Origin of the sequence: Nocardioides pymetrozini, from assembly GCF_046058985.1 — a bacterium.
Lineage (GTDB): Bacteria > Actinomycetota > Actinomycetes > Propionibacteriales > Nocardioidaceae > Nocardioides.
In genome coordinates this window covers 124,572-141,470 of sequence record NZ_CP175557.1, presented here as the reverse complement: position 1 = coordinate 141,470, position 16,899 = coordinate 124,572, and the positions used below count along the sequence as shown (strand labels likewise).

Annotated in this window: 15 protein-coding genes and 4 pseudogenes; 5 read left to right on the top strand and 14 right to left on the bottom strand. The window is 67.4% G+C overall.

Going from position 1 to position 16,899, the window contains the following annotated elements; all coding sequences use genetic code 11:
- Positions 1–23 precede the first annotated feature (23 nt).
- Positions 24–485 carry an Lrp/AsnC family transcriptional regulator gene (locus ACJ5H2_RS22325; RefSeq protein ID WP_408899911.1) on the top strand — a complete coding sequence of 154 codons (462 nt, stop codon included), beginning with the start codon at positions 24–26 and terminating at the stop codon, positions 483–485.
- 261 nt (positions 486–746) lie between these two features.
- Here the strand turns inward: ACJ5H2_RS22325 and ACJ5H2_RS22320 are convergent, their stop codons facing one another.
- The 4 genes and pseudogenes from ACJ5H2_RS22320 to ACJ5H2_RS22305 form a co-directional block, all read right to left on the bottom strand.
- Positions 747–935, bottom strand: a complete 189-nt coding sequence (locus ACJ5H2_RS22320; RefSeq protein WP_408899910.1) for a hypothetical protein — start codon at positions 933–935, stop codon at positions 747–749.
- Between the two features lie 46 nt (positions 936–981).
- Positions 982–1,347, bottom strand: a pseudogene (locus ACJ5H2_RS22315) (transposase); the annotation flags it as partial.
- 30 nt (positions 1,348–1,377) lie between these two features.
- Positions 1,378–1,545, bottom strand: coding sequence for an amidase family protein (locus ACJ5H2_RS22310; RefSeq protein ID WP_408899909.1), 168 nt, complete (start codon positions 1,543–1,545; stop codon positions 1,378–1,380).
- A 335-nt stretch (positions 1,546–1,880) separates the two neighbouring features.
- Complete coding sequence (locus ACJ5H2_RS22305) at positions 1,881–2,609, bottom strand: enoyl-CoA hydratase/isomerase family protein (RefSeq protein ID WP_408899908.1); 729 nt, start codon at positions 2,607–2,609, stop codon at positions 1,881–1,883.
- Between the two features lie 258 nt (positions 2,610–2,867).
- Here ACJ5H2_RS22305 and ACJ5H2_RS22300 point away from each other — a divergent pair, with 258 nt between their 5' ends.
- Complete coding sequence (locus tag ACJ5H2_RS22300) at positions 2,868–3,206, top strand: thioesterase family protein (RefSeq protein WP_408899907.1); 339 nt, start codon at positions 2,868–2,870, stop codon at positions 3,204–3,206.
- Positions 3,207–3,308: 102 nt separating this feature from the next.
- On the opposite strand, the gene ACJ5H2_RS22295 is transcribed toward ACJ5H2_RS22300, so the two are convergent.
- Positions 3,309–3,956: a TetR/AcrR family transcriptional regulator gene (locus tag ACJ5H2_RS22295; protein ID WP_408899906.1), complete on the bottom strand. Its 648-nt coding sequence runs from the start codon at positions 3,954–3,956 to the stop codon at positions 3,309–3,311.
- Between the two features lie 76 nt (positions 3,957–4,032).
- Between ACJ5H2_RS22295 and ACJ5H2_RS22290 the strand changes: the two genes are divergently transcribed.
- From ACJ5H2_RS22290 to ACJ5H2_RS22280, 3 genes and pseudogenes are all read left to right on the top strand, one after another.
- The gene (locus ACJ5H2_RS22290) at positions 4,033–5,586 is read left to right on the top strand and encodes a class I adenylate-forming enzyme family protein (protein WP_408899905.1); all 1,554 of its coding nucleotides are present in this window, start codon (positions 4,033–4,035) and stop codon (positions 5,584–5,586) included.
- Between the two features lie 531 nt (positions 5,587–6,117).
- A complete protein-coding gene (locus ACJ5H2_RS22285; RefSeq protein WP_408899904.1) occupies positions 6,118–6,399 on the top strand; it encodes a hypothetical protein in 282 nt (93 codons plus the stop codon).
- 248 nt (positions 6,400–6,647) lie between these two features.
- Positions 6,648–7,555: pseudogene (locus tag ACJ5H2_RS22280) on the top strand (IS481 family transposase).
- A 206-nt stretch (positions 7,556–7,761) separates the two neighbouring features.
- Here the strand turns inward: ACJ5H2_RS22280 and ACJ5H2_RS22275 are convergent.
- From ACJ5H2_RS22275 to ACJ5H2_RS22235, 9 genes and pseudogenes are all read right to left on the bottom strand, one after another.
- Positions 7,762–8,488, bottom strand: a pseudogene (locus ACJ5H2_RS22275) (IS1380 family transposase); the annotation flags it as partial.
- Between the two features lie 378 nt (positions 8,489–8,866).
- Entirely contained in the window at positions 8,867–9,883 is a 1,017-nt protein-coding gene (locus tag ACJ5H2_RS22270; protein WP_408899903.1) for a phosphotriesterase, read from the bottom strand.
- Positions 9,884–9,976: 93 nt separating this feature from the next.
- Positions 9,977–10,348 carry a hypothetical protein gene (locus ACJ5H2_RS22265; RefSeq protein ID WP_408899935.1) on the bottom strand — a complete coding sequence of 124 codons (372 nt, stop codon included), beginning with the start codon at positions 10,346–10,348 and terminating at the stop codon, positions 9,977–9,979.
- Positions 10,349–10,445: 97 nt separating this feature from the next.
- Positions 10,446–10,640: pseudogene (locus tag ACJ5H2_RS22260) on the bottom strand (CoA transferase); the annotation flags it as partial.
- Between the two features lie 89 nt (positions 10,641–10,729).
- Entirely contained in the window at positions 10,730–12,154 is a 1,425-nt protein-coding gene (locus ACJ5H2_RS22255) for an amidohydrolase family protein (RefSeq protein WP_408899902.1), read from the bottom strand.
- 4 nt (positions 12,155–12,158) lie between these two features.
- Positions 12,159–13,226: a hypothetical protein gene (locus tag ACJ5H2_RS22250; RefSeq protein ID WP_408899901.1), complete on the bottom strand. Its 1,068-nt coding sequence runs from the start codon at positions 13,224–13,226 to the stop codon at positions 12,159–12,161.
- Positions 13,227–13,285: 59 nt separating this feature from the next.
- Complete coding sequence (locus ACJ5H2_RS22245; RefSeq protein ID WP_408899900.1) at positions 13,286–13,972, bottom strand: ATP-binding cassette domain-containing protein; 687 nt, start codon at positions 13,970–13,972, stop codon at positions 13,286–13,288.
- Between the two features lie 151 nt (positions 13,973–14,123).
- Positions 14,124–15,905 (bottom strand): dipeptide/oligopeptide/nickel ABC transporter permease/ATP-binding protein, encoded by a 1,782-nt coding sequence (locus ACJ5H2_RS22240; RefSeq protein ID WP_408899899.1) that lies wholly within the window; start codon positions 15,903–15,905, stop codon positions 14,124–14,126.
- On the bottom strand, positions 15,902–16,813 hold the full coding sequence (locus ACJ5H2_RS22235) for an ABC transporter permease (protein WP_408899898.1): 912 nt from the start codon (positions 16,811–16,813) through the stop codon (positions 15,902–15,904). The genes ACJ5H2_RS22240 and ACJ5H2_RS22235 overlap by 4 nt, the downstream gene beginning before the upstream one ends.
- Positions 16,814–16,899: the final 86 nt, after the last annotated feature.

Genomic DNA, 16,899 nt, shown 5'->3' with positions numbered 1-16,899 from the left:
CGCAGGTAGAAAGGTCGAGACATATGGCCAGCCCCCTCGACAATGTCGACGAGCGGATCCTCGAGGAGTTCTCCCGGGACGGCCGGATCTCGATTCGCGCCATGGCCGAGAGGCTGCACATCTCGCGCGCGAGCGCGTACGCCCGCATCCAGCGGTTGACGGAGGATGGGGTCATCCGCGGCTTCCATGCGGACATCGATCCAGTGGCCGCGGGCCTCGGAACCTCGGCCTATCTCACGGTCAATCTTCGGCAGGCCGAGTGGCGGAACGTGCGCGACAAGCTGCGCAGGCTTCCTGGAGTTGCCCACCTCGCCCTGGTTGGCGGCGAGTTCGACGTGATCATGCTGGTCCGGGCCCGCGACAACACCGATCTGCGGCGCCTGGTGCTCGAGGAGATCCAGGGCATGGAGGGCGTGCTCAGCACCCGCACATTGCTCGTGTTCGACGAACCGCAGGTGGAGAAGTGGGAAGCGCCCGGCCTGTAGGTGTCCTGCAGGCCGGGCGCGGCTGATCAGTCTGCTCAGGCACCGGCAGGCCGGCGGTCCCGAGGATGCCGGGCGCGACGTCGCGCAGCGCTGCTGCGAGGCGGCGACGTCGGCGGCTGACCGACGGCCGGTGCCGCGGGTGGCGCCTGCGATTCGGTTGACGGGGCTTGGAAGGGCCGCCCGAAGCGCATCGGCCGCGGGGCAGATGGACGACCATCCGCCCCGAGACGCAGGCGATACTCCGCTAACAGGTGGCCGGGATCAGACGCCGCCCGCCTCGGCGGCCTCCCGGACCGGCGGGTACGTGTAGACGTTCGGCGTGGTGCGCTGCTCCCGGGGGACGAAGCCGCCCTCCACCCGACTTCCGTCCATGCAGATGATCTGCCAGTCGTCGCCGGTTCGGTGCCACGCGGTGATCACGGCGTACAGCGAGCCCCTGAGTTGGGTCATTTGGCTTAGTGCCTTGGAATCGGCTGTTCCAGCGCGGTGCGGATGGCCTGGACGTCGGGGCGATCGCGAGTGGGAACGTGGTGATGACGCCGTTGATCTGGATGGCTGCCGACCTCAGTGGCCTCAGGGTCCGCAGGAACCGGCGGATCGACAGGCCGGTGCGGTCCTGCACGGTTCGGGACACCGCGAGCGCAGTGAAGACGATGGTCAGGTGCGTCTCGATCGCATCGCGGGTGCGGGCGAAGATCGGCCGGGCAGCGAGGTCAGTCTTCGACATCCGGAAGGACTGCTCGACGGTCCACAGGTCGTGGTAGCTGGCGATCACCTCGGCCGCGGGCATGAGCGTGGCCTCGATGTTGGTGACGTAGCCCTTCAACCCGACCAGTCCACGCGCCCGAAGCAACCGGCTACGCCTCGATCGCCTGGGAGGCCAGGGATCCGCTCAAGCGCCTCGAGGCCCACCTGCGTTCGATCGGCGCCGTCGGCAGGCCGGGTTCCACGGGTTTCGGGTCACCCCGTACCCGGGTGAGTGGATGGAGGAGTTAATCGCGAACTCCGGGGTCGCGCTCTTTGCGACCGGGATCGCTCCGGCCGTACGAGGCCGCTGCACGAACGGCGCGTCGCACGGCCTCGGGGGGCGCGTCGCGGACGACCGCGGTCCCGTGCCGGGTCGGCATGCCTGCAGGCGAGGTTGTCCGTCACCCCGAACGGAGCGCCGGCGAGCGGGCCTGGGTCCTCGCCGCGCGGCGGAACGCTTCGTCGATCTGCTCTGCTTGGGCCGGGGCGCCAGCCGGGTCGCGGGGTCGCGGTAGACGAACCCGTTCAGCTCAGGGTTGAGCCGGCCAATCACCTCCGGTGACGCTGTGACCACGTCGACGACCGTTCCCTAACGGGCACGGACCGCCTCGGGGGTGGCGACGACCCCGTGTGTCCCGGGCACCGGGCTCACCGGCTCCCTCCGAGGTACTCGTACGCTCCGCGGCGCACCTTCCCGCGGTCGGCGAGCTTGCCGGCAGCTTGGCGTTCGCGTTCCATTGCCCGCTCGACATCTTCCACCGGTGGGCGCATCAGGTTCAGGTGCATCGGGGTCGCGGTGCCGTCTGCACCCCACCGTTGGATCGTCCCGAGGGCTGTGCCGAGCAGGTCTGCGGGTGCGACGACGTCGTCGAACAGGCCGATGCGCCGCGCCTCGCGGGCGTCGATGCGGCGGGAGTCCATCACCAGCGCCATCGCGTACGACCCGACCAGTCGCGGGAGCAGGTAGCTGGCCCCGTTGGAGATGGCCAGGCCGCGCAGGTTCTCGGGAAGGAACACCTCCGCATTATCGGAGGCGATCCGCTGGTCGCACGGAAGTGTGATTTCCAGGCCGCCCCCCACTGCTATCCCGTTGATGGCGGCGATGACCGGTTTCGGGCAGCTGAGGACGGCACGGGTGATGTCGTTGTAGTGCTCGATGGCCTGGTCCATCTCCTCGCGGGACTGAGGGGTCACGTCGAGGTCCTGGCCGGCTGAGAACGCTGTGCCGGTGCCGGTGAGTACTGCCCCAATGATGGCGTCGTTCTCACGGACCTGGCCGAAGAAGCGGCGCAGGTCGGTGAGCATCTGCAGGTTCAGAGCGTTGAGCTTTGCCGGTCGGTTCAGGGTGAGGACAGCGACGCCGTCCCTGACCTCCATCTGCACCAACGCTGCCGGTTCTGGTGTAGCAGTCACTCTTCGCTCCTGTCGTCGGTCAGTCACGTTCATGTCGCGAGGGGTGCGGCCGGCTCGGGGCGATCCGCGCCGGCCGCCCCGCAAACGGCCCTATCGATCGGTCGATAGGCATTGTAGGATTGTGGTCCGTGGTGCGGCCCGAGTCAACGGTGCGCACCTCAATATCCCAAGCCGGCACCCATGGAGGAACAAATGAACGAGCGTCACGTACTGGAGCGAACGGTGACCCTGGAAGACACTGCGGCCGCGCTCGACCCGCGTCTTCCCGCGGCCGCGTCGACGCCGTTCCTGGTCCACTTCGGCGAGGCGGCCTGCTTCGGCCTGGTCGCGGACCGGTACGCAGACGGCACCCTCAACGTGGGCGCCCGGGTCGAGATCGATCACCTCGAGCCCAGCCCGGTCGGCGCGGTTCTGCGAGCCGAGGCCGAGCTGATCTCCGATGACGGCCGCCAGCAGCAGTTCGAGGTCCAGATCACCGAGGCCGGGCGCGTGGTGGCACGGATGAGCCATCGCAGGGCCTGCGCTCCTGAGGAGCTCATCCGATCCAGGCTCGAACGCTGAGCGCCGGCGCCGGCGCACAGGTCAGCCAGTACATGGCTGCCCGTGCAGGTCGGCTTGCGGAGGGCAGCTGGGGAGGTCAGCTGGGGAGGTCAGCTGGGGAGGTCAGCTGGCGCTGCGGGACTTGCGGGCGCCGACCAGCCGCAGTGCCAGCTCGACGTACTGCTCCGCGATCTCCTCGGGCGTCAGATTTCCGTCGGGCCGGTACCACTCCTCCGGGCCAGAGCAGAGCTGGAGGAGCGCCAGGCGCATCACCGTCGGGTTCTCGACGCGGAAGGCCTTGCTGGAGATGCCTTTGCTGAGCACTCCGTGCCAGATCGCCTCGTACTGGTCGCGCAGCGGCACCACCTCGGCGCGCGCTTCGGGTCCGAGGAAGCGGAATTCGACGGTGGCGACGTTGGCCACCGTCTGGTTCCCGGTCTCAGTCAGCACGTGCTGGCGGACCAGTGCCGCGAGCATCTCCTGAGGTGCGCGCAGGCCGGCGGTCGCGGCCATCGCGTTCCCGATCAGGGACTCGAAGGCTTCGCGCATGATCGCGACGAGGAGCTCTTCCTTGTTCGAAACGTAGTGGTACAGCGTCGCGGTCGACAGGTCGGCCTCGCGGGCAATGTCTCGGATCCCAGTGGCCACGTACCCCTGCCGGGCGAACAGCGTGACCGCGGCTGCGCGCAGGCGGGCGAAGCTGTCCTGGGTCGCCGTCGCCTTACGGGGACGGGCGGAGCTTCTCTGGTGTAGTGATTCCTGACTCGTCATACCAACCGATCGATCGTTAGAGTAGGTTTCCCAGAGTCTAACGCGGTCCTCATGACCCGCGGCCAAAGGAGTCAGCATGAGCATTCCCTACCTGATTAGGGTCACCGATTACTTCGACCTGCACGCCGGTACGTCACCGGACGCGCCATTCTTACGCCACCGGGGCGCTGAGATCACCTATGGCGAGGCTCGAGAACAGGTGGACCGGTGCGCCCGCGCGCTGCTCGCCGCCGGTGTACAGCGCGGCGACCGGGTTGCGGCGTACGGAAACCCGCGCCCTGAGTACTACCTGACGTTCCTGGCCGCCAGCCGGATCGGGGCGATCTGGCTGGGCCTGAGCCCCAAGTACACCGAGCCGGAGCTGGAGTACAACCTGCAGGACGCGGCACCGAAGGTCGTGTTCAGCATCTCCGAGGTCGATGAGCAGACGCGGATGCTCGGCCGGCTCGCAGCTGCGATCGGTGCGCGCCTGGTCACCTGGCATACCGCTCCGTCGGCCACGGGCCAGTCCGTGGAGACGTTCCTGGACAGCGGTGACGATGTCACGGGCGATGCGGTGGAGGCCGCGCACGGCGAAGTGAGCGCCGAAGACCCGGTCGCGCTCGTCTACACCTCGGGCAGCACCGGCCGGCCCAAAGGGGCGCTGCTCGCGCACCGCGGGTTCGTCTCCTGTTACGTCCCGCAGGTGGAACGGTGGATGTCCGCACCGAACCTGCGGTCGCTGTGCGACCTGCCGATCAACCACATCGCCTGCCTCGGGGACGTCAGCACCTCGACGATGATGGCCGGCGGGTGCATCGTGTTCGAGGAAAAGTTCTCCCCCGAGGCTGCCCTGACGGCGATCGAACGTGAACGGATTACGTTCTGGCTCGCCGTCCCTGCGATGTACCAGCTCGCGATGGCTTCCCCACGCTGGCAGACCACCGACTTCAGCTCGCTGCGGCAGGTCGCCTGGAGCGGCGGTGCCGCCTCCGCCGCATTGGTCGCCGGGCTCCGCACCACCGGCGCCCCGCTCGCGACGAGCTACGGGATGACCGAGACCACCGGGTCGGTAACCTTCTCCGCCGACCACGCCCCTGATGAGGTGCTCGCCGAGACCGTGGGCACCGTGCATCCCAGCTTCGAGGTCCGCGTCCAGGACGAGTCCGGACGCGAGTGCGCCATCGGCGAGGAAGGCGAGCTGCTCGTGGCCGGGCCCTGCCTGATGCTCGGCTACCTGAACCGGCCAGAGGCCACTGCGGAGACACTCGTGGAGGGCTGGCTGCACACCGGTGACCTGGTACGGATGCGTTCGGACGGGAACCTCGTCCTCACCGGACGGCTCGGGGACATGTTCAAGTCCGGCGGGTACAACGTGTACTGCCGCGAGGTCGAGCTCGCGATCGAGGAGCACGACGGGGTCCACCTGGCCGCGGTCGTCCCAGTGCCCGACGAGCTGTACGGGCAGGTCGGGCACGCCTACGTGCAAGCCTCACCTGAGGTCACCACCGAAGACCTGCTCACCCACCTGCGCACCCGGCTGGCCAGGTACAAGGTCCCCAAGCAAATCACGGTCGTGGCCGACCTGCCCCGGCTGCCGGTCGGCAAGGTCGACAAGGCGGCCCTGCGCCGAGGCGTCGTCGCCGGATGAGTGCCCCGAAGGCGAACTTCGCCTCGACGACCGCTACACCCTGCGTGAGGGGACGGTGTCCCTGACCGGCATCCAGGCACTGGTGCGGATGGTCCGGGACAGCGCAGCACGTGACCGCACACGAGACCTACGGACCAGGACGTTCGTCTCCGGGTACGAAGGCTCCCCGCTGGCCGCTACGACCTCGAGCTGATGCGGCGCCGCCGCCTGTTCGACGGCCTGGACCTCGTCCACCAGCCGGGAGAAACGAGGAGCGCTCCGCGACCTGGTGATGGGCATCCATCTCGCCGACCAGTTCGGCACGCCTACCTGCGAGGGCATCTTGGGCGACTGGTACGGCAAGTCGCCTGGCCTCGACCGGGCATCCGACGACGCGCTGCGGGCCCACCCTCGTGGTAGGGCCGTCGCACTGGTCGGCGACGACCCGGCCGGGAAGTCATCTTCGGTGGCGTGCGCCTCCAAGCTCACCCTGGCCGACCTGCTGATCCCGACGCTGTACCCGCAGACGCCCAGGACATCCTCGGCCTCGGGATGCACGCGGTCGACCCGTCCCGCCACAGCGGCCTGTGGTCGGCGATGATGAAGATCGTCACCGCCGTAGCGGACAGCACATTCACCGCCACCGTTCACGCCGGCGTGCCGGACGCGCCCCACGTGCTCGCCGAGCTCGAGCCGAGCACGTATCGCCCGGACGCGTTCCTGGCCGGACCGATCCTGATCAAACTCGAACGCACCGTGGTCCCCGACCGGCTGCCCCGAGCGCTGGCCTACGCACGCGCACGAGCTGAAACGCGCCGTCGTCAGCACAAGTAACGACCTGATCGGGCTGATCGCCGCCGGGAAGACCTGGATGGACCTGCAAGACGCTCTCGACCGGCTGGGCCTGGACACATCCGAGCTCCAACGCCGCGGGGTCCGCTGCCTCACGCTCGGCATGATCTGGCCGCTAGGTGTACTGACCACGGACGTTAGGTACGGCGTGCCGGCTGGACGATGACGAAGACCTCCGAGTGAGGTGTGGAGCAACCACGCAACCACTCGCTCGACATCGGAGGTCTTCGTTGTCCCACGCTAACGCCTGCCTGACCCCGGCCGGTCGCCTACGTCTGGCCCAGCTCGTCGTCGACAAGGGCTGGACCCTGCGCCGCGCGGCCGAACGCTGGAACTGCTCGGTCACCACCGCCAGACGCTGGGCCGACCGCTACCGCGAACACGGCCGGGCCGGCCTGCACGACCGGTCCTCACGCCCGGTTCACTCACCTCGACGCACCCCGACCCGAGTCGAGCGACGCGTGCTCGGGCTGCGCGTCTCACGCCGCTGGGGACCCGCTCGGATCGCCTACCGGCTGAGGATGACGGTCTCCACGGTGCACAAGATCTTGCGCCGCTACGGCTGCCCGCCACTGGCCTGGACCGACCCCGCCACCGGCGTCCGGATCAAGTGGGTCCGCAAGAAGGCCAACACCTACGTCCACGACGCGCCCGGTGACCTGGTCCACGTCGACGTCAAGAAGCTCGGCCGGATCCCCGACGGCGGCGGCTGGCGCTTCCTCGGCCGTGCTGAAGGCAAGCGCAATCGTGGGCGTGGGGTGGGCTACTGGTACATCCACAACGCCGTCGATGACTGCTCGCGGCTGGGCTACAGCGAACTGCTCGAGGACGAGCGCAAGGAGACCGCTGCGGAGTTCTGGAAGCGCGCCTGCGCCTACTTCGAGTCAGCCGGGATCGAGGTGAAGCGAGTGCTCACTGACAACGGCGCCTGCTATCGCTCCACGCTGTTCGCCGATGCGCTCGGCGAGGAGATCAAGCACAAACGAACCCGGCCGTACCGACCCCAGACCAGAGGCCGAACGCGCGGCGCTCTTCGACGACTGGCTCCATACCTACAATCACCACCGCGGGTCACACCGCGCTCGGCGGCAAGTCACCAGCAGACCTCGTGCCCAACCTGTGTGGACAGAACAGCTAGGCCGGAGATTATCGGCGATTGGCGGCAGGGCTCGATGAGATCGTCGTGATCGAGGAGAAGCGGCCGTTTATCGAGGACCAAAGGTCCGCAATGCCCCTCTACGGCACCGTTGGCCCACCCCGCGTCCTCGGCAAGAGACACGACGCCGGCAACAAGCTCATTTGCCTCTTCCGACTTCTAGCGGGTGAGCGGCGCGCCGGTGCCAACGCCGCGTCGGCCCGCACCAAGATCGGTGCTGAGACTCCGAGGAGCCGGCGGGCGGCCTTGACCGCGTCGCCGACCCCTCGCATGGCGCCGCGCGGTGATCCGGTCGAGCCCTTGCGGAGCCGTTGCGCCACGATCACCGGCGCATTCGTGGCGGTGCACAACGTCGCCAGCAAACGCGTTCAGGCCACGGACCCCGGAGCAGCCGAACCCGGCACCCTGCTTCGCGTGACCCTCGACCTCGATGATGGTGTCGTCGACATCGAGCAGTGCGTAGCCAAGATCCGTGCCCCGCCCGATCGGCGGGGCACGGTGTCATGGACGGCGTTGTCGCGACGCCCAGCAGCCGGGTCAACCCAGCCAGCGCGACCAGAAACCGGGAGGCGACCGCATCGAGCTGACGGACGTGTCCGAAGGTGAATGCACGAAGGAACGATCCCAACGTCGACGGTGCGTAGGCCCGGGCGAAGATCCGCCCCATCCCGCCATGGCGCAGCCTGTCCATGTCGTCGATCGAAGCAGCGCCGGCGACCATCCCCGGCGACCAGCGAGGCAACCTTCAACCCCGCGTTGGCGCCCTTGTCGGTCGGCAGCAAAGCTGCTCATCGGCCAGATCCCCGAGCCCCGCGGACTCGGCCAAGCCAGCACCGGAACCAAACCTGCGTCCGACACCAGGTTCGGATCATCGAAGAGCGCCGATGTCGCCCGCAGCGTCTGAGAGAGTTGCACCTCAGAGATGTCCCTTGTATTCGGTCGAATCGTTGCCTGAAGAACTTCGATTCTCCCGCTACACAAGGCATTCTCGTTCTACGCCACGCTCAGCCCATCCACCCCATCGGCGGATTGAGGCTAAGTGTGTCACGCCCGACACCAGCACCGGCCCTGACCAAGGCAAACGCGGAGCCGGCCCCGAAATCACGCCCCACCTGTGCAAGTCAAGCGCTACGCCCCCTCGTAGCGCCGACGCAGCGGGGCGACTAACGACGAGGCGATGCGCACAATGTGCCCAGCTCACTCTCACTGCGGTCGGATAGGAGACCTGGACATCTTCCCGGGACCGGCGCGCGAAGAAGCAACACCTTCACAGTGAAGAACTCCAAATATTGTTCAGACCATCGCCAACAGTCGATTAGGATTATCGATAATCAACTGGTCGACATCCTGCGACGACATTCCCCAGATCTTCATCAAGGGAACTACGTTGCGCAGAAAATGTCCGTAACCCCAGCCACCAAACGCTGTCATCTGCATTTTCATATGAATGTCGTGTCCGACGACAATCTGATCGCGATAACCGAGGTCCATAAGCTCCATAATTTGCTTAATCCGGCCAGTGTCGTTTGGCATCTCTGGCATGGCGCCATCAGCAAGTGCAGCTTCAGCCGGATAGTAGCCCTCCAGGCCGAACACGTCGTACTCCAAGACAACACCGGAGTCGGCGATGTCCTTGCGGGTGTCGAGTTCGTAGCCACAGCGATCCATATGGCCCATGATCACACGCGAGAGGTCCGCGCCCTCCGAGTGAAGGATGTCGCGGATCTCTCCTAATGCAGCCTCGTTCCGGCCGGGATGGACCGAGATTGAGACTCCCGTGTTCGCCTGCGCGATCGCGCTCGCGCGCAACACCTTCGCCTCGTTCGGGGTGAGCGGCCATGAACAACCGATCTCGCCGATAATTCCTGCCTTCGCCCCTGTTTCTGCGTCACCCTTCAAGATGTCGGCGGTCATCTTGTCGGCCAGCCAACTGACGTCACGCTCTTCGACCCTATGAGCGTCCGGGTAGGAGCCGTCGATGTACCAACCGGTCCCCAGCACCACATGGACATTGGTCTTTTGAGACAGTTCGATAAGTCGCGCCGCGTCGAGAACGCCAGCCGGTGTAACCTCAACCAGTGTTCCCCCGCCCGCGGCCGCGTACCTGCTGACTTCCGTTAGCCAAACCGGATCATCGGCAGGGGTGGCAACATTGTCCAAGTTGTCCCGGAGGTGGTAGCGGACCCACCAGAGGTTTTCAAGAGAGACCGGCGAGGAGGCGAGGTGCTGCTCCTCCTCCGTCCCGTACTGCTTCGCAGGGTACGGAAAGCCGTCGTCACTGACGGATCGGCCGATGTGCTCGTGCATCATGACGGGCCCCAGGTCGCTGGGCTCAACGAGCCCCCGTACGGTCTGCACCATGCCCTTACGTTCGCTGGTCACTGGTTTGAACTCCTCATCGGGTTATCGGTTGCGCCTCGATGCGTTGATGCCTCTGACATGCACTAGGTCGAACGTGCGGAGCCGTTGCGAGGTTCGGCCAGAGAAGCAGCCCTCCACAATCCCAACTTTGGGCACGACGGATCGGCCGACACCAAGGCACCGTGGTGGCCAGTCGGCGTCGCGTGTGGCCGCTACATGGTGACTCCTTCGGCCACCTCGGTGGGACCGAACGCGCGGCGTCGTCGCCGCGCTTAAACAAGCGGCGCCGAACCGGCCGCCGCAGCGTCGTGCGCACCAGCACACTGGTCGCGGTCGTGAGCGTGCACGCCTTTCCAGGGCACCCTGGTCGTAGCCGGCGCGGCGGCACTCGGGGCCGTCGTGGCCGAAGCCGATGATCGACAGGACGACCAGGCGCGGGTTGCGCGCGGGTCGGCTTCTCGATTCCCGGCCCGAGCCGCTCGAGGACGCCGATGCGGAAGTTCTGGACGAGCAAGTCGGCGCGGTCGACCAGGTCGAGCATCACCTGCTTGTCGTGCAGGTTCTCAAGGTCGAGCGCGATCGACTTTTTGTTGCGGTTGGCCGCGAGGAAGTACGTCGCCACGGCGCGTCCTCGGAGGAGCCGACGAACGGCGGACCCCAGCCCCGGGGTGTCGTCGCCGTGGCCGGGCGCCTCGACCTTGACCACGCGGCGCCGAGGTCGCCGAGCGCCATGGAGCCGCGGGGCTAGGCGAGGGCACGGCTGAGGTCCACGACGACGTCGGTCAGCGGACAGGCTCACCGGAGCCTCCCGCGCAGGGCCCGGCCCGGGTGGACGCCGTCGATGAGTTCGCCGGCGCGGACGACGGGCTCGCCGGCGACCAGGACGTCGCTGATGCCGACCGGCGCCGCGTCCGGCTGCTGCACCGTGGCTCGTACGGCCACCACGGTTGGGTCGAACACGACGACGTCGCCGTCGGCGCCATGCGTGAGGCGCCCCTTGCGGGCCGCGTCGGCGCACATCGGCTCCAGCAGCTTCGCCGGCCCGAGTGTCATCTTCCAGATCGCGTCTGAAAGCGAGAGCAGGCCGCGCTCGCGAACGTAGTGGCCGAGCACGCGGCTGAAGGTGGCGCCCGCCCGCGGGTTGCCCGCCTGGCCGCCGGCGACTGGCACCGCGTCGGAGGCCACGATGACCGTTGGGTCCTGTAGGGCGACCTCGACGGCCGACTCCGGGGTGATGTGTTTCATCACGAGCGCGGTCGGCTGCTCGGCGCGGAGCCGCTCGAAGGTGGCTTGGTCGAGCCGTTCCCCCGTGGGCGGCCACTCCAGCGCGCTATAGTCGCAGTTCCACCTCTTGGTCCATCCCTCGGAGAATAGCGCCGAACCGATCTTGCCGGTTGCGCCGGCGACCGACGGCACCTCGACGCTGAGTGGTACGCCCCGCACGCGGGCACCGGCGATCGCGCGCAGGATCGCGGGGGTGTCGTCGAGACCCTTGCTGGACACGTGACAGATGTGGGCGTGCGCCCCGGTGCTAGCGGCACAGGCGATGACCTCCTGCATCGCTCCCAATGGGGTGCCGCGGTCGGCGTTGGGCCACTCACGCGTGTGCACGAAGACGGCAGCGCCGAGCCTCGCGGCCTGCTCGAACAGCTCCAGCACCTCGACCTGGTCGGCACCCTGGACGTACTCGAGCCCGAGCCCGATGCCGATCGCTCCCGCCTCCAGCTGCTCGGCAACCAGGTCGTGCACGCGCCGGACATCGGCAGGCTCGACCCGCTCGCGCGCCAGCTCCTCCAGTCGAGCCACCTCGGACTCGGGCAGCGCAGTGTCGAACTTCGACTGCGTGATTCCGGTCTGCACGAGCGTGCGTAGGTAGCCGTATCCCGCAGATGCCCCGAAGTGCACCAGGGAACGGCCGGTGAGCCGTTCGTTGAACGCCGGGACCTCGGCCGAGCCGAGCTCAAGCTCAAGAGCGGTGGTCACGCCGTTGCGCACCATGAGCGACTGGGTCAGGTGGTCGTGGGCGTGGACGTGGACGTCGACGAAGCCCGGGCAGACGACCCGTCCGGTCGCGTCGATAACGATGTCTTGGGCGTGGTCGGGAAGGTCGCCCGATGTCACCTCGGCCACGACACCATCGACGATCCGGACGTTGGCGACCGCGTCGGTACTGGAGGCGGGGTCGATGACCCGGCCTCCCACGATGGCAACGGTTGGCATCCGTTCAGTCCTCTCGGCCGACGAGGGTCAGGAGCCGGTGCGGTGTGTCGAGAGTGAGTTTGCGAACCGCGTCGACGGGCACCTCCCAGACCTCGAACAGGGGCAGAACGGTGCGCAGGAAGTGGCCGTAGCCGTAGCCGCCGTAGCTGGTCATTTGGAACTTCATGTGGATGTCGTGGCCCACGACGAGCTGGTCGGCGTACCCGAGCGAGACCAGTTCGCCGATCTGCTTGATTCGCCCGGTGTCGTTGGGCATGTCGGGCATCGCGCCGTCCGCGAACGCGACGTCGGCCGGGTAGTGGCCCTCCATTCCGAAAACGTCGTACTCGATCACCATGCCGCTGTCGAGAATGTCGCGGCGTGCCGGGAGCGAGTACCCGCAGCGGTCCATGTGGCCCATCACGACCCGGCTGAGGTCGGCCCCGCCCTCGACCAGGACATCGCGAATGCCGGCCAACGCGGCGTCGTTGCGCCCGGGATGGATAGACATGGCGACGCCCGTCGCGCGCTGGGCGATGGCCGCGGCGAGCAGCACCCTGCGCTCGTTGTCGGTGAGCGGCCACGAGCACCCGATCTCGCCGAGCATGCCGCAGCGGTTGCCTTCCTTGTCCCCCACCACGATCGCGTCGATCATGATCTGGGCAAGGGCTTCGACCGTGGACCCCGGGACGTCGAAGTGGCTGGGATAGCTGCCGTCGTGGTAGAAGCCGGCCCCGGCGACGATGTGCACGCCCGTGGCTCGGGAGATCGCGGCCAGACGGTCGAGATCGAGGGTGTTCGCTGCGGAAACCTCGCACAGGGTGCCGCCGCCCGCCTCGGCGTACCGCTGGACCTCGGTCTCCCACACCGGCCACGGCGCCCGGGTGAGGTTGTCGAGGCTGTCGCGGAAGTTGTAGCGGACCCACCACAGGTTCTCCAAAGACACCGGCTTGTGTGCGTAGCTCTTGCCCAATGGGTCCTCGGGCTCCCGGAAGTGCACGGGTCGCGGCTGATCATCCCCGCCGGTCGGTCGCCCGATGTGCTCGTGCATCATCACGTGGCCGAGCTCGTCGGGATCAACGAGCCCCAACACCGTCTGCACTCTGCCGATTCGGTCCATGGTCTCTCCTGCGTGCCGCGTGGTCTGCGCGGTCATCGTTCGCCGCCCGTCACTCGCGTGGACTCCAGCGTGAACCCGGGCGCACCCGGGACGGAGTCGAGCAGTTGGAGGGTGTACGGGTGCTGAGGCCGGAGGAACAGGTCGTCGCTCTCCGCGACCTCGACCAGCTCCCCGCCTCGCATCACCGCAACCGCGTCGCTGACGTTGCGTACGATGGCGAGGTTGTGGGAGATGAAGAGCATTGTGAGGTCGAGCTCGTGGCGCAGGGAAGCGATCAGGTCGAGGATCTCGGCCTGGACGGAGACGTCGAGCGCCGAGGTGATCTCGTCGGCGACGACGAAGCGCGGCCGGACTGCGAGCGCGCGAGCGATGGCGATTCGCTGACGCTGGCCGCCGGAGAACTCGTGCGGGTAGCGCCACATCATGTCAGGCTGCAGGCGGACCCGCTCCAGCCAGTGCGCGATTGTCTCGCGGTGCCGCCCAACTCGGGCGCCGCGCGGGTCGATCGCCTCGGCGATCGCTTGGCCGACGGTGTGTCGCGGGTTGAGCGACGAGTACGGGTCTTGGGGGATGAGCTGGATCAGCTCACGCGGGATCTTCCGACGGTGACCGTCCTTGAGTACGACCGAGCCGCTGATGGTGATCTCCCCCGCCTGGGGGTGCACGGTGCCGACCAGCGCCTTTGCGAACGTGGTCTTGCCCGATCCTGACTCCCCCACCAGTCCTGTGGTGGTGCCGTGCGGGATCTCTAGGTTGAGGTGGCGAAGGATGTGCGCCGCTCCCGGCCCGTGTCCGTAAGACACCGACAAGCCGGTCACCTGAAGCATCGGCTCGCGCGTACCCCCTGTCGCGGCGGTGGTTGTGGCTGACTCAAGCATCGACACGCTCCTCCTCGCCCGTGGGAAGGTGTGCGTTCTCGCGGGCCGGCAGGACCGGTGTCGCAGCGAGCAGCTTGCGGGTGTAGGGATGCTCGGCCGACCCGGAACGAAGTTGCGCTGCGGTCAGCTCCTCTACGACGCGACCGTCGGTCATCACCAGGACTCGGTCGCACAGCTCGCCGACCACCCCGAGGTCGTGGGAGACGAAGAGCATGGCGGCCCCGGTGCGCTCGTTGACGCGCTTGAACTCGCGAAGCACCTCGGCCTGGACGGTGACGTCGAGTGCGGTGGTGGGCTCGTCGGCGATGATGAGCTGGGGCTCGACCATCACGGTGGAGGCGATCATCGCCCGCTGTCTCATTCCGCCGGACAGCTCATGCGGATGCTGACGGATGCGCCGCTCCGCTTCGGAGATGTGCACAGTTTGGAGTGCCTGGACCACCTTCGCCCGGGCTTCCCGGCGCGACAGGCCCCGGTGGCGGCGCAGGACCTCGGAGAGCTGGGCCCCGAGCCGCAAAGCAGGATTGAAGGTGGTGCCTGGGTCTTGGTAGACGTTCCCGACCAGACCTGCCATCGTCCTAGCATCGACCGGTCGCCGTACGTCGTGCTCGCCGATGCGCATCGTGGTGGCGTCGGCGCGGAGCGACTCCGGCAGCAACCGCGACAGGCTCATCGCCGTGAGCGACTTGCCCGAACCCGACTCCCCGACGACCCCGAGAATCTCGCCTGGACGGATCCCGAACGACACGCCCTTGACCAGTTCGTGTCCGTCCTCGCGCCGGACCACCAGGTCACGCACATCGACGAGCAACTCGCCGTCCCTCGGGAGGCTCGGCCCATGACCAGCCACTGGAGTGAGCGCGGCGGGCCCGGCGATTCCTGCCCGCAAAGCGTCGGCGGAGCGGCGGGACCGCTTTCGCCTACCGAAGCGTGCTGACCGCACGTTGAATGCGGCTGCCAGTCCGTCGCCGATGAGCATGCCGGCCAGCCCAGTCAGGATGATCATGACCGCCGGGCCGACGACCTGGATCGGGCGGGTGTAGATCGCGCCCAGGCCATCGACGAGCAGCCGCCCGAAATCGTAGTCCGGAGATTGCACACCGAGGCCCACGAATGAAAGGCCCGACATCTCCATGAGTGCGATTGCGAACTGGGCCGCGGTCATGACCAAGAGGGGCTCGGCCATATTGGGCAGCAAGTGGGCGCGCACCAATCGGGCGCGGCTGACTCCCAGCAACTGGGCCGTCGAGACGAAGTCGCGTTGGGTGAGGGAGGCGGCCATGTTGGCTGAGAGTCTCGCGAATGCCGGGATACCCGCGACTCCGATGGCCATAACCGCCGAGGTCGTCCCAGGGCCGAGCACCGCGGCCACGATCAGGGCGATGAGCAGGCTGGGGTATGAAACGGCGATCTCGACAAGCCGCAGGCCCGCCTCACGTATCCGGCGAGGAGCTGCCCAAAGTCCTGCACCGATGATGACGCCACCGGCCACCGAGAGTGCACAAGCGGCGACAGTCATGATGAGCGTGAGCCGAACGGCGACCAGCGAGCGGGCTAGCATGTCACGGCCGAGTCCGTCGGTCCCGAGAGGGTGATCTGCGCTCGCCGGGAGGTTGGCGCCGTCGGTCAGCGTGCTGGCGCGGTCTCCCAGCACGAAAGGCGCCGCCACGGCGAGCATCACCAGCGCCACCGCCATGGCGAGACCAGCCACGAGGCTGAAGTTCCAGCGGAACTTGGTCGGACGACCGGCGAGGGCAGTCGTGTCGTCGGTCACGAGCGACCTCCCAGGGTGCGTGAATCGACGACGCCGAGTAGCACGTCGACAACGAGGGTGATCAAGGTGGCCAGCATGCCGAGGACCAGCACCACGCCTTGGATGAGCGGGTAGTCCCGATTGGTGATCGCGGCGACGATGGCGCTGCCAAGTCCGGGCCAGGAGAAGACAGTCTCCACGATGACCGCGCCACCGAGCAGGCTGGCGAGAACGAGACCGGACAGGGTGAGGGTCACGGTGACGATGTTCGGTAACACGTATCGGAGGTAGATCGCGCTTCCGGGAAGTCGCCAGCCACGGGCGGTGCGGATGTAGTCCTGGGTCAGGACCGTGTCCGTCTCACGGCGAACAATCCGCGCCATGGTGCATGTGGGTGCGATAGTCAATGCCACCACTGGCAAGATGGCCGACTTGAATTCGTGCCCAGGTGAGTATGCCGGCGGCACTGCCCCCATCTGAACGGCAACGACCGCGACCAGCAAGGTCGCCAGGACGTAACTCGGCACGGTGGAGAAGAGGCCCGTCAAACAGCCGAATAGCGCGTCCAGCCAGCGGCGGCGGCCGTCGCGGGTCAGTACGGCGACGGCCATGCCGAGCGGGAGGGCGATGAGCAGAGTCAGCAGCATGGCAACTATTGCGAGCTGGGTCGTGTACCACAGACGCGTGGTAACGATCTCACTCACGGGCAGGTTCCACATGAAGGACGTGCCGAGGTCCCCGGTGAGGACGTTGCCGAGGTAGGTGAGGTACTGCTCCCACAGCGGGACGTCCAGCCCGAGTTGGGTGCGCACGGCCTCCACTTCTGCGTTGGTGGCCTGCGGTCCGGCGACCGCGACCGCCGGGTCGCCTGGCAGCAGCTGCACGATGAGGAACGTCAGGGTCAGGATGACGAAGAACGCCAGCACCACGCCGAACAACCTTCGGAGGGCGAAGCTGGTCCACGGGGACCCCATGATTCGGCTCCAGGCCGACCCTGCCCAACCCGCCGACTCCG

Excerpts from the sequence above, each read along its gene's own strand:
- ACJ5H2_RS22295 (WP_408899906.1), bottom strand. The coding sequence starts at position 3,956 with ATGACGAGTCAGGAATCACTACACCAGAGAAGCTCCGCCCGTCCCCGT.
- ACJ5H2_RS22290 (WP_408899905.1), top strand. The coding sequence starts at position 4,033 with ATGAGCATTCCCTACCTGATTAGGGTCACCGATTACTTCGACCTGCAC.
- ACJ5H2_RS22325 (WP_408899911.1), top strand. The coding sequence starts at position 24 with ATGGCCAGCCCCCTCGACAATGTCGACGAGCGGATCCTCGAGGAGTTC.
- ACJ5H2_RS22255 (WP_408899902.1), bottom strand. The coding sequence starts at position 12,154 with ATGCCAACCGTTGCCATCGTGGGAGGCCGGGTCATCGACCCCGCCTCC.
- ACJ5H2_RS22320 (WP_408899910.1), bottom strand. The coding sequence starts at position 935 with ATGACCCAACTCAGGGGCTCGCTGTACGCCGTGATCACCGCGTGGCAC.
- ACJ5H2_RS22285 (WP_408899904.1), top strand. The coding sequence starts at position 6,118 with ATGCACGCGGTCGACCCGTCCCGCCACAGCGGCCTGTGGTCGGCGATG.
- ACJ5H2_RS22270 (WP_408899903.1), bottom strand. The coding sequence starts at position 9,883 with ATGATGCACGAGCACATCGGCCGATCCGTCAGTGACGACGGCTTTCCG.
- ACJ5H2_RS22305 (WP_408899908.1), bottom strand. The coding sequence starts at position 2,609 with ATGGAGGTCAGGGACGGCGTCGCTGTCCTCACCCTGAACCGACCGGCA.